Here is a 16,319-nt window from a genome sequence, read left to right as displayed (position 1 = left end):
CTGAACGGGAGCACATCCATGGGCCTCGGCGTCCGCTGGACCTTGCACGGCGACGGGCGCAATCCCGCGCCCGGAGCCGTCGTCCGACCCGACGAACGGCTGTCGTGGCCGAGGACGGCGGGGTTGGGTGCGCAGCATGTGGTCGCCATGTTCGGGGCGAGTTTCGTAGCCCCGGTGCTCATGGGCCTCGACCCGAACCTCGCCATCATGATGTCGGGTGTCGCGACGGCCATCTTCCTGCTCGCGACGAAGGGGAAGGTCCCCTCCTACCTGGGCTGTTCGCTGTCCTTCGTGGGTGTGGCGGCGGCGATCCGGGCGACGGGCGGCGACAGCGCCACGGTGACCGGTGCGGTGTTCGTGGTCGGCGCGGCGCTCTTCCTGGCGGGCCTGGCGGTGCAGCGGTTCGGGGCGCGGATCATCCATGCGGCGATGCCGCCGGTGGTGACGGGCGCGGTCGTGATGCTGATCGGCTTCAATCTCGCGCCGGTGACCGCTTCGACGTACTGGCCGCAGGACCAGTGGACGGCGCTGCTGGTGATGCTGTTCACCGGTTTGGCGGTGGTGGCGCTGCGAGGTTTCCTGTCGCGGATCGCGATCTTTCTCGGGTTGATTTTCGGCTACGGAATCTCGTGGGTCTTCGACCAGGTCTTCGGGAAGATCAATTCGCCGGTGGGCGGGGGTGCCGCCACCGACCACTGGCGGCTGGACCTTTCGGGGGTGGGCACGGCTGACTGGATCGGCTTGCCGTCCTTCCACGGGCCGAGTTTCGAGTGGTCGGCGATCCTGGTCGCCCTGCCGGTCGTGATCGCGTTGATCGCGGAGAACGCGGGACACGTGAAGGCCGTCGGGGAGATGACCGGCGACAACCTCGACGACAAGCTGGGCACGGCGATCGCGGCGGACGGTGCGGCGTCGATGCTGTCGACGGCGGTGGGCGGACCGCCGAACACGACGTACTCCGAGAACATCGGGGTGATGGCGGCCACCCGGGTGTACTCGACGGCGGCCTACTGGGCCGCGGCCTTCTTCGCGCTGCTGTTCGGGCTGTGTCCGAAGTTCGGGGCGATCGTGGCGGCGATTCCCGGGGGCGTGCTGGGGGGAATCACGGTGATCCTGTACGGGATGATCGGGCTGTTGGGCGCTCAGATCTGGATCAACGCGAAGGTGGACCTGCGGAATCCGCTGAATCTGGTGCCGGCGGCGGCGGGGATCATCATCGGGGTCGGCGGGGTGAGCCTGAAGTTCTCGGACAGCTTCGAGCTGAGCGGGATCGCGCTGGGGACGATTGTGGTGATCACGGGGTACCACGTGCTGAGGGCCTTGGCGCCGGCGCACATGAAGGAGTCCGCCGGGGAGCGGGAGCCGCTGCTGGACGCGGGGACGTCGTCGTACGACGAGGGGTCTTCGGGCAAGGGGTGATCCGGGGGCAAAACCAGCCCGTCCGGCGTTTGAGGACGCGCGGCGAAGCCGTGCAGGGGGCGAGGGGCGCAGCCCCCCTCCGAAACCCCAGCCCCGTCAGGGTTCAGGTGAAGGGGCGGGGTTGGGGTGGCCCGCCGCAGGCGCAGACCGCTACCGCCCGCCGGAGCGGTGGAGCGGGGCTCCGGACCAGAAGGCTCCGGGCCCCGCTCGGGGCGGGTCAGCCCCGCGCCAGTTCCACGGCGTAGTCGGGGGTGAAGCTGCCCGCCGCCCCCTTGCAACCGTCCGACTCCCCCGGAAGTTTGACCCAGAGGTACGCGTCGATCCGCGACTCCCCCGTCTTCGTCGTCGGCGGACGCCCCAACGCGCGCCCCGAGGGGTCGCACCACTGGCCCGCCGCCGGGGCCCCGTTGCCGTTGCGGCTGGTGTCGATCACCGCGCCCAGGGAGGACGGGCCGCCGAGGGCCGAGAGGACCCGGCGGGCGTAGGAGACCTCGTCGGCGGTGCGGTGGAAGTTGGAGACGTTGGTGAAGATGCCGTCGCTGCTGGTCGCGGCGTCGGCCTGGCGCAGGAAGCCCGCCATCTTGGAGGCCGCGTGCCAGCCGGAGTGGCCCGCGTCGAAGTAGACGCGGGCGTTCGGGTTGGCGGCGTGGATGGCCTTGCCCGCCCGGGAGAGCGCCCCGAAGCGGTTGGCGCGCTGCCCCGCGTCCAGGCAGTCGGTCTGGGCGATGGAGTCGGGTTCGAGGATGACGATCACGTCGCCCTTGCCGAGCCCGGCGGCGAACTTGCCGATCCAGGAGTCGTACGCGTCGAAGCTCGGCGCACCGCCCTGCGAGGCGCCGCCGCAGTCCCGCTCGGGGATCGCGTACGGGACGACCACGGGAACGCGCCCGGCCTGCGCCGCGCCGGACGTGACCGCGCGGACCCTGCTCGTGATGGTGCTCGGGTTGTACTCGGCGAACCAGACGGCGGCCGGCTGCGCGGCGATCTTCGACTGGATGAGGGAGTGCCGCGGGTCGCCCCGGTTGGCCCGTACCCAGTCCAGTACCTGGGACTCCTGGTGCAGGTAGAGGCTGCCGGAGACGGGCGCGCTCTGGTTCTGCGGCGGCTTCGCCTTCTTCGGCGGCTTCTTCTTCTCCGCCTTCTTCGTCGCGGTGGCGCTGGGCGACGGAGAGGGGGAGGTGGCCGAAGGGCTGGGGACCGCGGGCAGGGGCGGCACCACGGGCGTCTTCGTCACCTCGGGTATCGCGGTGGAGCGCTCCGTGTCGCCCGAGGTCGCGGAGACGACTCCGGTGACGCCGCCGACGGCGACCACGGCGGAGGCGACCACGGCCATCGCGCCGCGCAGCGCGGCAGCGTTCACCCGCGTTCCGGCCCGCGCACCCGCCCGCGAATTCACACGCTGTTCCTTGCCGCCGGTCCCTCGGGCACCGCTCCTGGCGCCCCTGCGGCCGGTTCTGTCCGCCCGTCGGCCCCCTTCGGGGGAGCCCGTACGGTCGGCGGCGGCCCCTTGGTCCTTGCCCCCGGCCTCGTCTGCGGGCGCTTCGCCCGCCGGGCTGCTCGTACCGCTTCCGGTACCGCTGCCGCTCACTCTGCCGTGGCCCCCGCGCCGTCCTTCGGCACGGTCCTTCCGGCGTTGGCCCGGTATGCCTGACACCGTGACCCTCCCCCCTTTCCCCCGGCACCGGGGGCGTTCCGTTCCCTCGTTCTGGGGAAGCCCCGGCCGGGCTGCATCGTGCCGAGCCCGGGACTGGGACGCTGCCCCCATGTCACCGATCGAGCACTACTCGCGCTTCACAGTTGAGAGGGACCGTACACGTCTCGCGCACCCGCGCGAGACGCGGTCCGCCGTGAAATCCCCGGGATTTCCGCACTCCCTGCACTCCGTGATGGGGCGAATGCGGACGGTCCGTGAAGACTGGCCCGAGAGGGACGGGGTCGCGGTGTTCAACCGGGTGTACCTCACCGTGACCGAGGAGATCGACCGGCAGATCCACGGCGGACGCTTCCTCGATCCGGGTACGGCGACCACCCTGGACGTGTTGTTCGCGGAACGTTATCTGGCAGCGGTCGACGCGGCTGCCGAAGGGCGCCGTCCGGCGGCCTGCTGGCGGCCGCTGTTCCAGTACCGCAGACATCCGGGAGTACGTCCCTTGCAGTTCGCGCTCGCGGGCATCAACGCGCACATCGGGCACGATCTCGCGCTCGCGGTCGTCGACACGTGCGAGGCGCTGGGGTGCGCGCCCACCGAGGTGGAGGCGGACTTCGACCGGGTCGGCGAGACGCTGGTGGCGCTGGAGGAGCGCATCCGGGAGGAGCTGATGCCGGGCCCTGACCTGCTGCAGATCGCGGACCCGCTCACGCACCTGGTCGGCACGTGGAGCCTGGAGCGGGCCAGGGACGCGGCGTGGGCGGCGGCCCGGGTGCTCTGGGGACTGCGTGAACTCCCGGATCTGGCACGGGAGTTCACGCAGCGCATGGACGCGGGGGTCGGGCTGGTGGGCAGGTGCCTGCTCACCCCGCTGCGCTAGCCGCCCAGGACGGCCGTACGGAGCTCAGTCCTCCGGCAGTTCCACCGGGGCGATCTCGTCGTAGACGTCGCCCGGGCCCGGGTTGGTCGTGTCCGTCGTGCCGCCGAAGTGGTGCATGACGCCCCAGACCGCGTTCAGCGCGGTCTGCACGGCGCCCTCGGCCCAGCCCGCCGTCCAGGAGATGTCGTCGCCCGCGAGGAAGATGCCGCGCTTGTCCTCGGGGAGGCGGTCCTGCATGAAGTGGGTGAACAGGCGGCGCTGGTAGCGGTAGTGGCCCGGCAGGTTGGCCTTGAACGCACCCATGAACCAGGGCTCGTTCTCCCAGGACACGGTCACCGGGTTGCCGATGATGTGCTTGCGGATGTCGACCTTCGGGTAGATCTCGCCGAGCGACTTGAGCATGACCTCCATCCGCTCCTGCGCGGTCAGCGGCAGCCACTTGAGGCTGTCGTCGCACCAGGTGTAGGAGAGGCAGATGGTGGCGGGCTTGTCCGGGCCGTCGTCCAGGAGGTACGTGCCGCGCGTCATGCGGTCCGTCAGCGTCATGGACATCACGTCCCGGCCGGTCTCGTTGCCCTCGTCGTCGACGGCCTTGTCCAGCCAGAACGGCCGGTCGACCGGCACGAAGAGCTTCGAGGACTCCATGTAGTGGGTCCGCTCCATCGCCGTCCAGTGGTCGATGGGGAAGAGCGAGTCGTCGCAGTCGATCTTCGAGAGCAGCAGCCAGGACTGGGCGGTGAAGATCGCCGCCCGGTACGTACGGATGTCGCCGGAGGAGTCGGTGACCGTGATGCCGTTGCCCGCGGTGCGGTTGAGGCGGGTCACGGCGGGCTTCGGGTCGCCGCCGTGCAGCGACTTCAGCGAGGTGCCGAGCGGCCAGTGCACGAGCTTCTGCGGCTCGCGCTCCCACAGGCGCACCGGGAGCTGCTGGCTGCCGCCCTCGATGCCTCGGTGGTGGTCGTCGGCCTCGGTGTAGACGACGCGCAGGATCTCCAGGATGGAGTTCGGGAAGTCGGTGTCCCAGCCGCCCGTGCCGAAGCCGACCTGGCCGAAGATCTCGCGGTGCCGGAAGGACTTGAAGGAGTCCGATGCGCAGAGGAAGCCGTAGAAGGTCTGGTTGTCGAGCTTCTCGACGAGCCTGGCCCAGATCTCGCGGATGCGCGGGACGTCGCGCTCGCGCATGGCCTGGTTCATGTCGGAGAAGTCGGCGCCCTCTTCGAGACAGGCGTTCCAGGCGGCGGCGACGTCGCGGTAGACCTGCGGCAGGTCGGCGACGGTCTCCGCGTAGTGCGACTCGCCCTTGAGGTCGACGACCGTGGAGGGGGTCTCCGGCGCGAGCGGGTTCGGGAACGGCTTGGTGGTGAGCCCCACCAGGTCGATGTAGTGCTGGAGCGCGGTCGAGGACGGCGGGAAGCGCATCGCGCCCATCTCGGCCGTCAGGCCCTCGGTGCTCGGTCCGTCGAAGCCGACCGTGCGCAGTCGGCCGCCGATCTGGTCGGCCTCGTACACGACGGGCTTCAGGCCCATCTTCATCAGTTCGTACGCGGCGATGATGCCGGAGAGGCCGCCGCCGATGACCGCGACCTCACTGCCGTGCTCGGCCGCGGGTATCTGTCCCAGGCCCGCCGGGTGGGCGAGGAAGTCGTCGTACGCGTACGGGAAGTCCGGACCGAACATGGTGATCGGCGGCTGCGCGTCGGTGTGCTGGACGGCGGTGGGCACCGTGGACGTCATGGGGTACGGACTCCTTGCGGGGGCGGAACAGGAAGTGAAGACAGGCGTACGGGAACGGTCGGCTCGGCGAGCCGTACGGCTCCGGGCGGGGGCGGTCGGCTCGGCGAGCCGTGCAGCCCCGGGCGGGGCGGTCAGCTCAGCGAGCCGTACAGCCCCGGGCGGCGGTCGCGCAGATACGGGTTGGTCGCCCGGGAGGCGTGCAGCAGGGTCGCGTCCACCTCGCCCAGGACGAGTTCCTCGCCGCGCCCGGCGCGGACCCGCGTCGCCCCGTCGGGGCTCGCCAGGCAGCTCAGGCCGACGAACTCGAAGGCATCGTCGCCCTCGCCCTCGGGGCCGGTCCTGTTGACGTACGCGATGTACATCTGGCTCTCGAAGGCGCGGACCGGGACGAGGGACTCGGCGACGAACTCGAAGGGGTGCATCTGGGCGGTCGGCACGAGGAGGAGGTCGGTGCCCGCGAGGGCGTGCGCCCGGACGTTCTCCGGGAACTCCACGTCGTAGCAGATCATCAGGCCGAGCTTCAGGCCGTTCAGGTCCGTCTGGACGACGGGCTGCTCGCCGGGGACGAAGACGTCCTGCTCGAAGCCGCCGAAGAGATGGGTCTTGCGGTAGTTGGCGCGGCGGGTGCCGGTGGCGTCGATGAGCTGGGCGGAATTGAAGACCTGCTCGCCGTCGCGCTCGGGGTAGCCGTAGTGGATCGCCACGCCGTGCCGTGCCGCGATGTCGGCGACGGCGTCCGCGCCCTCCCCGTCGGCGGCCTCCGCCAGCCGGTGGACCGCGTCCTTGCCGATGGCGTACCCGGTCAGGAACATCTCCGGGCAGACCAGCAGCTCCGCGCCCGCCGAGACGGCCCGCCCGGCGGCCTCGTCGAGGACCTTCAGGTTCGTGGCCACGGAGCCGGGACGCCCGGAGCTCTGGAGCAGGGCGATGCGCAGGGGCTGCGCGGGCGGGGACGACGGCATGGGGGACCTCGGACGGGTGGGGAGGGAGGAGACCTACTGACGGTACGGTCCGGCCTTCGCCCCCGACAAGGCGCGAGCGTTGCGGACCGACCGTTGATCCATTGCGCGGGAGGGGGGTACGGCGGCGATTCGTTGCGTACGGGGCGAGGGGTGCCCGTCCGGGGCGGCCCGCCCCGCTCCGACGTGGGGCGGAGGGCGGCTCCGCCGGGCGGCGGAGGAGCGTGGGCCCGGCGGGCGATGTGGGGCGGGCGGGGGCGGCGGAAGAGTGGGGGACGCCGGGAGGCACCGCCCCCGGCCGCCTCGTCACCGTACGAAAGGGCCCGCCATGACCAGCATCGCCACCCGCCGCACCCGTTTCGCCGCCCTGTCCGCGGCCCTCCTGATCACGGCGGGAGCGGCGGGCACCGCGACCGCGTCGGGGCCGGAGGCGCAGGCCCCCGCGCAGGCGGGGCAGACCGCGTCGAAGGCGGGGCAGACCGCGCCGCGCGAGGCCGCCGCCCTCACCGGCAGGGCCCAGCTGGACCGGCCCGGCCACGAGATCACCTTCGCCTTCGACGCGCACCTGGCGAGCGGGGGCATGCCGGACCAGGCGAAGGGCGGCCTCTCGATCCGGCACCGCTGGCCGAACGGGACCGTGCAGTGGGCCGAGGTGACGGTGGACTGCCTGGTCACCGGCGGGAAGGTGGCCGTGGTCAGCGGAACGGTGCGGAAGAGCAACATCGAGGGCCAGCGGAACAAGCGGGTCGGCATCACGGTGGACGACCGTCCCGAAGGCGACCGGCTGGGCTACAGCTGGCTGCTGAACGGCACCGTCAAGGAGCAGCCGAGGGGGTTGCCCAAGTGCCTCGGTTCGGCGCCGATCGAGAAGGTGGACGCGCGGACCGGGGACTTCGACGTACTCCCGCTGGAACTCGGCTGAGCACCTGCTGAGCGGGGTGTGCGGCTGGACGCCTACTGTTGGGCCGTTCGGGTGATCACCTGCTGCGGGGGCGTGCGGCGCGAGGCCCGTTCCGCTACGCCGGTGACCCCGACGAGTACCGCCGCAGCAGCGGCGACAGCACCAGCACCGACTTCGTCCGCTCCACGAACGGCTCCCCCGCGATCCGCTCCAGTACGCGCTCGAAGTGGCGCATGTCGGAGGCGAAGACCTGGACGATCGCGTCCGCCTCACCGGTGACGGTGGAGGCGGACGCGACCTCGGGGTACCGCTCAAGCCCTCGGTTGATCGCCTCGGGCGAGGTGTTGCGACGGCAGTAGATCTCGATGAAGCCCTCGGTCTCCCAGCCCAGCGCCGCCGGGTCCACCCGGACGGTGAAGCCGGTGATGGCGCCTTCCGCGCGCAGCCGGTCGACCCTCCGCTTCACCGCGGGGGCGGAGAGGCCGACCAGGGAGCCGATGTCGGCGTACGAGCGGCGGGCGTCCGCCGCCAGGGCGTGGACGATTCGCTCGTCGAGATCGTTGAGTCGCACTGCGGGTCGTTCACATTTCTACGCGTCTGCGGAAACCTTCTCCGGCGCGCCCTTCGCCAGCTGCGAGTGACGAATGCCGTACCCGAAGTAGAACACGAGACCGACGGCCATCCAGATTCCGAAATACACCCAGGTCGCGGTTCCGAGTCCGAACATGTTGTACACGCAGAAGCCGAAGCCGAGGATCGGGAAGACCGGGCCGAGCGGCACGCGGAAGGTGCGCTTCATGTCCGGGCGGGTCCGGCGCAGGATGATCACCGCGATGTTGACCAGGCCGAACGCGAAGAGCGTGCCGATGCTGGTGGCGTCCACGAGGTTGCCGAGCGGGATCGCCGCGGCCAGGATGCCGCAGAAGAGCGACACGATGATCGTGTTGACGCGCGGCGTGCCGGTCTTCGGGCTGACCTTCGCGAAGACCTTGGGGACCAGACCGTCGCGGGACATCGCGAAGAGCACGCGGGTCTGGCCGTACAGCACGGTCAGGACGACGCTCGCGATGGCGATGACCGCACCGGCCGCGAGGAGGGTGCCCCAGAACGCCTGGCCCGTGACGTCCTTCATGATCCCGGCGAGTGCGGCCTCCGAGCCCTCGAAGTCCTTCCAGTTGCGCGCACCGACGGCGACGGCCGCGACCAGGACGTACAGCACGGTGACGATGAGCAGCGAAAGCATGATCGCGCGCGGCAGGTCGCGCTGCGGGTCCTTCGCCTCCTCACCGGCGGTGGAGGCGGCGTCGAAGCCGATGTAGGAGAAGAAGAGCGAGGCGCCGGCGGCGCTGACGCCCGCCATGCCCAGCGGCATGAAGTCCGCGTAGTTGCCGGACTTGAAGCCGAGGAAGCCGATCACGCAGAAGAGCAGCAGTGCGCCGATCTTCACCGCCACCATGATCGTGTTGGCGCGGGCCGACTCCTTGGCCCCACCGAGCAGGAAGACCATCGCGAGGAGCACGACGATCAGCGCGGGAAGGTTGAAGACGCCGCCGTCGCCGGGCGGCGCGGACAGGGCGTCGGGGATGGTGACGCCGATCGTCCCGTCGAGGAACTCATTGAGGTACTCGCCCCAGCCGACGGCCACCGCCGCCACCGAGACGCCGTACTCCAGGACCAGGCACCAGCCGCAGATCCAGGCGATGAATTCGCCCATCGTTGCGTACGCATACGAGTAGGAGGACCCGGAAACCGGGATGCTGCCCGCGAGTTCGGCGTACGAGAGGGCCGAGAAGAGCGCGGTGAGACCGGCGATCACGAACGAGATCGTGACGGCGGGACCGGCCTTGGGGACGGCCGTGCCGAGCACCACGAAGATGCCGGTGCCGAGCGTGGCACCGATGCTGATCATCGTCAGCTGCCACATGGAGAGCGTGCGCCGAAGCGTGCCGCCCTCACCCTGACCACCCTCGCTGACCAGCCGCTCGACCGGCTTGCGCCGCCACAGCGGGGAGCCGTTCGAGGCTCCTGAGGACGTCGGGGGGACGACGGGTGGCGCTGCGCCTTGGTCCAACACGGGGGTGGCTCCTTCTGCTGCCTCATCGGGCGGCGGGTGACCGCGACGATTCCCCCGAAGGCACGGCGAAGCAGCCGAAAGCCCGGGAAACCGCCGAGCAGGCGGTCCCCGCCACTCCACGTACAGCGGTGAAGCCTATGAGGTGTCAGTTCCCGGTCGTAATGCAGCAACCTTGCGCATACGTGGATGATCATTGCGTGCAAAGGCCGGTGACGGCGGTTCGTTGCGCTCCAGTTTTCGATTTCCCTTTTGTCCGGTACGTGAACCGGCGGCCGGAGGCCCTCCCAGCACGATGCGATCCGCACTCATGTACGGGCATTCACCTGGGCAGGGTGTCCGGGACGGACCGGGGACGGACCCGGGGACAAACCGAGGGGAGGCACCGATGACCTGGCTGGACGCCGGACCCTTCCTGCGCGGAGTCGCGTGGCGCGAAGAGGACGGGCAGCCGTTGCGGGCCGATCCCGCCGATCTGGACCGGCTGCCGTGGGACGTGCTGGAGCGTGCGCGGGTGCCGGTCGGCGTCACACTGGAATTCCTCGCGTACGGGACGAAGGCCGTGGAGGTCCGCTACCAGGCCGAACCGGGCGAAGTGCCGCATGCGTTCGGGCTCTGGGCGGACGGCGTGCGGCACGCCGAGGTACTGGCCGACCCGACGCCGGACGAAGCGGTCGTACGCATCGAACTCCCGCCCCTCCAGGGACCGTTCACCGTCCACCCGCCCGAGAACCAGTCGCCCCGGCTGCTGGCGGTACGGGCGCTCGGCGGCCGGATCGAGCCCGCACCGCCGCGTCCCCGCTGGGTCGTGCACGGCGACTCCATCACCGAGGGCTGGTGGTCGACGCGGCCCGCGCACGCCTGGCCCGCCCGCACGGGCCGACTCCTCGGCCTGGAGCCGGTCAACCTGGGCCACGCGGGCGCGGGGCGCGCCGAGCTGGCCGTGGCGCAGCAGCTCGCCGGGCTCCCGGCCGACGCCCTCACGCTGGCGTTCGGCACCAACTGCTGGGGGCGCGCGCCGTTCGACGTACCGCTGCTGCGCGAGACCGTGCGCGCCTTCCTCGCTCTCGTGCGCCGGGGCCATCCGGACACCCCCCTCCTCGTGGTCTCCCCGGTGCTGCGGCCCGCCGCGGAGGACGCCCCGAACGCCCGGGGCGCCACCCTCGGCGCGTTGCGCGGGGCCCTGGAGGACGCCGTACGGGAGGAGACGGCGGCCGGTGACGGGCGGCTCGCCCTGCTGCCGGGGCTCGGGCTGCTCGGGCCCGAGCAGCTCGCCGACGGGCTTCACCCGGACGACGCGGGGCACGCGCTGATCGCGGATGCGGTGGCGGAGGCGCTCACCGAACTGCTCGGGAACGCGGGGCGGCCCGCGGGGTGACTCCCGCCCCGAGGGCGCTCGGGAGTCCGGCGCATGGTTTGCGACGGGCGGGGTAACCGGGGCCCGTGGGCTGCGTGGTCCGGGCCGTTCGGCGGAGACGACGAGCGGAGGCGACGAGGATCGTCCGGCCGGAAGCCCCGGAGGCCCGGAAGTCCGGGCGACCGGCGGCCCCGGCAGACTGCCGCCCGGCAAGCGATGCCAATGGCGAGAGGTGAGGGTTGAGTACCAGCGAGACCACCGTGCGGGACCGTCTTCTGGACGCCCTGCGGACACGTGAGCAGGAAATCGCGGATCGCTGGGTCCGGCTCCAACGGGAGCAGTCGGCCCTGGGCGCCGACCTGGGCGAGCACCAACTGCGCGAGGAGGCGGAGCTGCTGATCTCCGCCCTCGGCGCGGGGCTCGCAGGCGACGTCCCGGTGGAACGGCTCGTGACGTCCCAGCACGATCTGCGCAGGACGGTGATAGAGCTGTCGCTGCGCCGGGCCCGCGCGGGTGCGACGCCGACGGCGACGTCGCTCGCGGTGCTCTCCCTCAAGGAGGCGCTCCTGGAGGCGGTGCAGCACACCACCCGTGACGCGAGCGAGCTGTTCGCCGCGGCGGTGCTGGTCAACCGGCTGCTCGACGCGGCGGGGGCGCTGTCCTTCGAGACGTACGTGGAGGGCCGCGAGGAGATCATCCAGCGCCAGTCGAACCAGCTGATGGAACTGTCCACGCCGGTCGTACGGCTGTGGCACCACGTCCTCGCGGTGCCCCTGATCGGCACCCTGGACACGGCCCGCACCCAGGTGGTGATGGAGAACCTCCTCCAGGCGATCCAGGACCACGAGGCGAAGGTCGCCATCATCGACATCACGGGCGTCCCGGCCGTGGACACCGCCGTCGCCCAGCACCTGATGCACACGGTGAACGCGGTACGGCTGATGGGCGCGGACTGCGTCATCTCCGGCATCCGGCCGCCGATCGCGCAGACCATCGCCCAGCTCGGCATCGACTTGTCGACCATCCTGACCCGCGCGACGCTGGCCGACGCGCTGGCCACCGCGGTCCGCCTCACCGACCAGCCGTCGATCTCCTCGTCGTACGCACCGGCGGGTCCGTGATGACGCCCCTCCCCCGGCCCGGCGGGGTGCCGATCCTGCGGCTCGGCGACGTCCTGGTGACCGGGCTGCTGAACGAACTGGACGACAAGTCGGCGGTGGCCTTCACCGACGAGCTGACCGAGCGGATCGTGAGCGACGCGGCGCGCGGCGTCCTGATCGACATCTCCCGGCTGGAGCTGGTCGACTCCTTCGTGGCGCGCACCCTGATGGAACTCACCACCATGGCAAGGCTGTTGGGGGCCCGGGTGATCGTGGCGGGCATGCGGCCCGCCGTGGCGATCACCCTGGTCGAGCTCGGACTCCAGCTGACCGGTGTGGAGACGGCCCTCAACGCGGAACAGGGCCTCGTCGCGCTGGGCTGGCAGCGCATGCCCCAGCCCTCCGGGGAGGCCCCTCGTGACTCTCTACGATGAACAGCTCGCCGGCGGAACGCGGTTCGCCCTCGGGGACTCCCGGACGGCCGACGACCCCGACGCCCCAGCGACCTACCCCGTCGTCACCGAGGAAGACCTCCTGACGGCCCGTCATGCGGTACGGGCGGCCACCGTCGCGGCGGGCTTCGGCCTGGTCGACCAGACCCGGATCGTCACCGCCGCCAGCGAACTGGCCCGCAACGCCTACATCCACGGCGGCGGCGGCAGCCTCGTCGTGGAACGGGTCCGGCAGGGCGGCCGGAGCGGGTTGCGCCTGACCGTACGCGACCAGGGTCCCGGCATCCCCGACCTGGAGGCGGCACTGACCGACGGCTACACCACCGGGGCGGGCCTGGGCCACGGCCTGGGCGGGGCCCGCCGCCTGATGCACGAGTTCTCGGTGCACAGCCACCCGGGCGAGGGCACCACGGTCGTCGCGACCCGCTGGAACGGGCGCTGATGCGGGACGAGGGGCAGGCACGGGGCAGCGCGGCCCCGGGGGCCCCGGCGACCCCGAAGGTTCCGGAGCTGAGCTCCCGGGGCCCCTCCCCCGTCTCCGTACGCATCCGGATCGACCACTACAGCGCGGTCCACCTGGCCGCCGCCACCGCCCGCCGGATCGCCCTCGACAGCGGTCTGCCGGGTGCGCTGCCGGACCGGGCGGCGGTCCTCGCCAGCGAGCTGGCCAGCAACATCGCCAAGCACGCGCAGGACGGCTCGGTGTTCGTGCAGCCGCTGCCGCTGCGCCCGGGCGTGGAGATCCTCGCCACCGACCGGGGCCCCGGCATCCCCGACCTGGAGGCCGCCCTCACCGACGGCTGGACCACCACCGACACCCTGGGCTCGGGCCTCGGCGCGGTCCGCCGCATCGCCTCCGAGTTCACCCTGCGTACGAGGCCGGGCGCGGGCACCCTGATCTGCGCCCGTGTCGCGGTGCCCGGGGCTCCGCCGCCGCCGGGCCCGGACCTCGCGGCGCTCTGCCTGCCGCTGGAGAGCGAACGCAGCTGCGGCGACGGCTGGGCGGTCGCCGACTCGGACTCCGGGGCCTGGTCCGGCTCCGGGTCCGGGTCCGGCACCGAGTCCGGCTCAGACCCCGGGCGGCGCACCGTCGTCGTCGTGGACGGCCTGGGGCACGGCGAGCCCGCCGCCGAGGCCACCGACGCGGCCCTGCGCGCTTTCCGCCGCGACCCTGACCTGCCGCTGCCCGCCCTCCTCGCCGTACTGCACCGGGCGCTGCGCCACACCCGGGGTGCCGCGGTGGGGCTGGCGAGGCTCGGGCCCGGCGAGGAGGCGGAGTACTGCTCGGTGGGCAATGTGCGCGCCCAGGCGGTCGGCTTCGACGGGGTGCGCTCGCGCGTCTCGGGCCAGCCGGGTGTGGTCGGCTGGAACCTGCCGCAGCCCCGTGTGCAGCGGATTCCCGTGGCGCCCGGCTCGACGCTCGTCCTGCACAGTGACGGCATCGACCCGCGCTGGACGCACGATCCGCCCCCGTTCCTGCTGCGGCTGCCGCCGCCGCTCCTGGTGGCATCGCTCGCGCACGACTTCCGGCGCAGCCGCGACGACGCCACCGTGCTCGCGACCGGCGCCCCGACCCCGCAGCGTGGCGGTCCTGCGGCCGCCCCGAAGAGAGACGCATGATTCCCCACAGCACCACCCACCACTCCCTGCCCGGCCTGCGCACCGCGCTCCGCCGTCTCGCCCACCGGCTGAACCTGCCGGTGGAGCAGCGGGCCCGGCTCGCGCTGGCGGTGACCCAGGTGGCCGCCGGGGAGCTGGGCGCGGGCCGCTCCGTCACGCTGCACGCCAGCGCGGAGACCGACCCGAAGGACGGCGAGCCGGTCCTCGCCGTACGGCTGCGCACCCCGCTGGCCCCTCGGCCTCCGTCGCCCAAGGAGCTCAAAGCCCTGCCGCTGCCCGCCGAACGGATGCCGGGAGCGGCGGCGGTGTGGCGGCTCCCGCAGCCCCAGCCGTCCCCGGCGGCCCACGGCGCACCTCCGGTGACGGAGCTCCTGGAGGAGGAGCTGAAAGCCGCCGTCGCCCGTGCCGACGCGCTCGCCGAGGACCACAAGCGCCTCAAGCACGAACTCGCCGAGACCAACAGCGGGGTGCTCGCCCTGTACGTACAACTGGAGGAGCGGGACGAGCAGTTGCGGCGCGCCCACGGGCAGATGCTGCGCGAGCTGGAGGACGCGCTGCGGCCCTCGCCCGTACGCGTACCGGGTGTGGAGATGGCGGTGCACTACGAGCCCGCGGGCACGGACGCGCCGACCGGCGGCGACCTCTACGACTGGTTCGTGCTGCCCGACGGGCGGGTGCACATCACGCTGGTCGACGCGCTCGGCCACGGCGTGACCAGCACGCGCAGCGCCCTCGACGTCACCCATGCCGTGCGCACCCTGGCGCTGGAGGGGCACCCGCCGGAGTCGATCGTGGCGCGCACGGACGAGATCCTGCTGCCCTTCGACCGCGAGCTGATGGCGACCGTACTGCTGGCCAGGATCGACCCGGCGGACGGACGGCTGTCGCTCGCCAACGGCAGCCATCCGCCCGCCCTGGTGGTACGCGAGGACGGCACCGCCACGTTCCTGGAGGTGCGCGGACGGGGCATCGGCTACCCGCTGCCGGGCAGCGAGCACCTCCTGCACGACAAACTGGCCCCCGGCGACCTCCTGGTCCTGTATACCGACGGTCTGACCGAGAGCCGCCGGGACCCCCGCGAGGGCGAGCAGCGCCTCCTGGAGGTGGCGCGCGCCCACCGTCATCTGCCGATAGAGAAGATCCCCGGCGCGATCGCCGCCGACATGCACACCGTGATCCTGCACCCCGACGACACCGTGGCCCTGACCGTACGCAGAACACACGAGGACGCGCATGCATCGTGACCGTGACCCCTCTCCCGCCCGTGAACTGACCTTCTCCGTCACGACCGTGCCGGTCCCGGGCAGCGCCCCCGGCACGGTGCTGGCCGTCGTCGGCGACCTGGACTTCGACAACTCGCCCCGGCTGCGCTCCGCGCTCAACCGGCTCGACCTGACCCCCGGGGCCCTGCTGGTGATGGACCTGTCCGGGGTGACGTTCTTCGACTCCAGCGGGGTGACGATGCTGGTCATCGCCCGGAAGGTGGCGCAGGCCGCCGAGGCGGAGATCGTGGTCACCGGGATCACGCCGATGGTGGCGAAGATATTCCGGATCACCGGCCTGGACGAGGTCTTCCGGGCCTACTCCGACCCCATAGAGGCGTTCGCCGAGAGCGCGCACAACTGAGCGAGCGGAGGGGAAATGAGTGCGTGAAGTCGGGGTAAGCGAGCGGTTGATGACTGAGGAGCCGCCCGTGGTTGTCCTGGACTCGCCGCAAGGAGCGCAGGGGGACAGCGCCACCGCCCGAGAGGCAGCGGCCGCGTATCTCGCCCAGCACTGCCCCTGGGCCGATCTGGACGCGGTGCTGCTGGTGGTGAGCGAGCTGGTCACCAATGCCGTACGGCACACGTCCGGGTGGTGGCGGCTGCGGCTGCGCGCCGGGCAGGAGCAGTTGGTCGTCGAGATGGACGACTCCAGCTGCGACCCGCCGGTGCCCAGGGAACCGGACTTCTCGGGCGGAGGCGGCTTCGGCTGGCACATGGTGCAGCGGCTGGCGGGCCATGTGGAGGTACGACCGCTGCCGGACGGCAAGCGGGTACGGGCTACGTGGCCGCGCCCGGCGGACGGGGCGTGCTGAGGGCGACGGGGCCACGCAGGGACACGGAGGCGTACGGACAGGGGTAAGGGCCCGGCCCCTCGGGGGAGGAATCCGGGCCCTCGCGACGTTCTCCCTATCGG

Annotated in this window: 16 protein-coding genes; 11 read left to right on the top strand and 5 right to left on the bottom strand. The window is 71.9% G+C overall.

Annotated features, from left to right (window positions below; all coding sequences use genetic code 11):
* Positions 1–18: 18 nt before the first annotated feature.
* Positions 19–1,419 carry a uracil-xanthine permease family protein gene (locus OG897_RS14280; RefSeq protein ID WP_266656344.1) on the top strand — a complete coding sequence of 467 codons (1,401 nt, stop codon included), beginning with the start codon at positions 19–21 and terminating at the stop codon, positions 1,417–1,419.
* A gap of 217 nt (positions 1,420–1,636) precedes the next feature.
* Here OG897_RS14280 and OG897_RS14275 read toward each other — a convergent pair whose 3' ends face one another.
* Positions 1,637–2,752 (bottom strand): glycoside hydrolase family 6 protein, encoded by a 1,116-nt coding sequence (locus tag OG897_RS14275; RefSeq protein WP_266656819.1) that lies wholly within the window; start codon positions 2,750–2,752, stop codon positions 1,637–1,639.
* A gap of 553 nt (positions 2,753–3,305) precedes the next feature.
* Between OG897_RS14275 and OG897_RS14270 the strand changes: the two genes are divergently transcribed.
* Positions 3,306–3,947 (top strand): DUF5995 family protein, encoded by a 642-nt coding sequence (locus tag OG897_RS14270; RefSeq protein ID WP_266656817.1) that lies wholly within the window; start codon positions 3,306–3,308, stop codon positions 3,945–3,947.
* A gap of 24 nt (positions 3,948–3,971) precedes the next feature.
* On the opposite strand, the gene OG897_RS14265 is transcribed toward OG897_RS14270, so the two are convergent.
* A complete protein-coding gene (locus tag OG897_RS14265; RefSeq protein ID WP_266656343.1) occupies positions 3,972–5,681 on the bottom strand; it encodes an NAD(P)/FAD-dependent oxidoreductase in 1,710 nt (569 codons plus the stop codon).
* 131 nt (positions 5,682–5,812) lie between these two features.
* Positions 5,813–6,643, bottom strand: a complete 831-nt coding sequence (locus tag OG897_RS14260) for a carbon-nitrogen hydrolase family protein (RefSeq protein WP_266656342.1) — start codon at positions 6,641–6,643, stop codon at positions 5,813–5,815.
* A 325-nt stretch (positions 6,644–6,968) separates the two neighbouring features.
* On the opposite strand from OG897_RS14260, the gene OG897_RS14255 reads away from it, so the two are divergent.
* Positions 6,969–7,562 carry a Repetin gene (locus OG897_RS14255; protein WP_266656340.1) on the top strand — a complete coding sequence of 198 codons (594 nt, stop codon included), beginning with the start codon at positions 6,969–6,971 and terminating at the stop codon, positions 7,560–7,562.
* Between the two features lie 94 nt (positions 7,563–7,656).
* Here OG897_RS14255 and OG897_RS14250 read toward each other — a convergent pair whose 3' ends face one another.
* Both OG897_RS14250 and OG897_RS14245 read right to left on the bottom strand, forming a co-directional pair.
* Positions 7,657–8,112, bottom strand: coding sequence for an Lrp/AsnC family transcriptional regulator (locus OG897_RS14250; protein WP_266656338.1), 456 nt, complete (start codon positions 8,110–8,112; stop codon positions 7,657–7,659).
* Between the two features lie 18 nt (positions 8,113–8,130).
* The gene (locus tag OG897_RS14245) at positions 8,131–9,615 is read right to left on the bottom strand and encodes an amino acid permease (protein WP_266656336.1); all 1,485 of its coding nucleotides are present in this window, start codon (positions 9,613–9,615) and stop codon (positions 8,131–8,133) included.
* A gap of 385 nt (positions 9,616–10,000) precedes the next feature.
* On the opposite strand from OG897_RS14245, the gene OG897_RS14240 reads away from it, so the two are divergent.
* The 8 genes from OG897_RS14240 to OG897_RS14205 all read left to right on the top strand — a co-directional run bounded on the left by OG897_RS14240 (position 10,001) and on the right by OG897_RS14205 (position 16,218).
* On the top strand, positions 10,001–10,990 hold the full coding sequence (locus tag OG897_RS14240) for a GDSL-type esterase/lipase family protein (protein ID WP_266656334.1): 990 nt from the start codon (positions 10,001–10,003) through the stop codon (positions 10,988–10,990).
* A 218-nt stretch (positions 10,991–11,208) separates the two neighbouring features.
* Entirely contained in the window at positions 11,209–12,090 is an 882-nt protein-coding gene (locus OG897_RS14235; RefSeq protein WP_266656332.1) for an STAS domain-containing protein, read from the top strand.
* The gene (locus tag OG897_RS14230; protein ID WP_266656816.1) at positions 12,090–12,503 is read left to right on the top strand and encodes an STAS domain-containing protein; all 414 of its coding nucleotides are present in this window, start codon (positions 12,090–12,092) and stop codon (positions 12,501–12,503) included. Before OG897_RS14235 ends, OG897_RS14230 begins: the two co-directional genes overlap by 1 nt.
* A 100-nt stretch (positions 12,504–12,603) precedes the next feature.
* Positions 12,604–12,963, top strand: a complete 360-nt coding sequence (locus tag OG897_RS14225; RefSeq protein ID WP_323188062.1) for an anti-sigma regulatory factor — start codon at positions 12,604–12,606, stop codon at positions 12,961–12,963.
* Positions 12,963–14,141 (top strand): SpoIIE family protein phosphatase, encoded by a 1,179-nt coding sequence (locus OG897_RS14220; protein WP_266656328.1) that lies wholly within the window; start codon positions 12,963–12,965, stop codon positions 14,139–14,141. The genes OG897_RS14225 and OG897_RS14220 overlap by 1 nt, the downstream gene beginning before the upstream one ends.
* Entirely contained in the window at positions 14,138–15,385 is a 1,248-nt protein-coding gene (locus OG897_RS14215) for a PP2C family protein-serine/threonine phosphatase (RefSeq protein WP_266656326.1), read from the top strand. The genes OG897_RS14220 and OG897_RS14215 overlap by 4 nt, the downstream gene beginning before the upstream one ends.
* The gene (locus OG897_RS14210; RefSeq protein ID WP_266656324.1) at positions 15,375–15,767 is read left to right on the top strand and encodes an STAS domain-containing protein; all 393 of its coding nucleotides are present in this window, start codon (positions 15,375–15,377) and stop codon (positions 15,765–15,767) included. The genes OG897_RS14215 and OG897_RS14210 overlap by 11 nt, the downstream gene beginning before the upstream one ends.
* 67 nt (positions 15,768–15,834) lie before the next feature.
* The gene (locus OG897_RS14205) at positions 15,835–16,218 is read left to right on the top strand and encodes an ATP-binding protein (RefSeq protein ID WP_266656322.1); all 384 of its coding nucleotides are present in this window, start codon (positions 15,835–15,837) and stop codon (positions 16,216–16,218) included.
* Positions 16,219–16,319: the final 101 nt, after the last annotated feature.

It is taken from the genome of Streptomyces sp. NBC_00237 (assembly GCF_026342435.1).
Taxonomy (GTDB): domain Bacteria; phylum Actinomycetota; class Actinomycetes; order Streptomycetales; family Streptomycetaceae; genus Streptomyces.
Note: the sequence above shows the minus strand (reverse complement) of the source record. Positions and strands in the feature narration are given on the sequence as shown.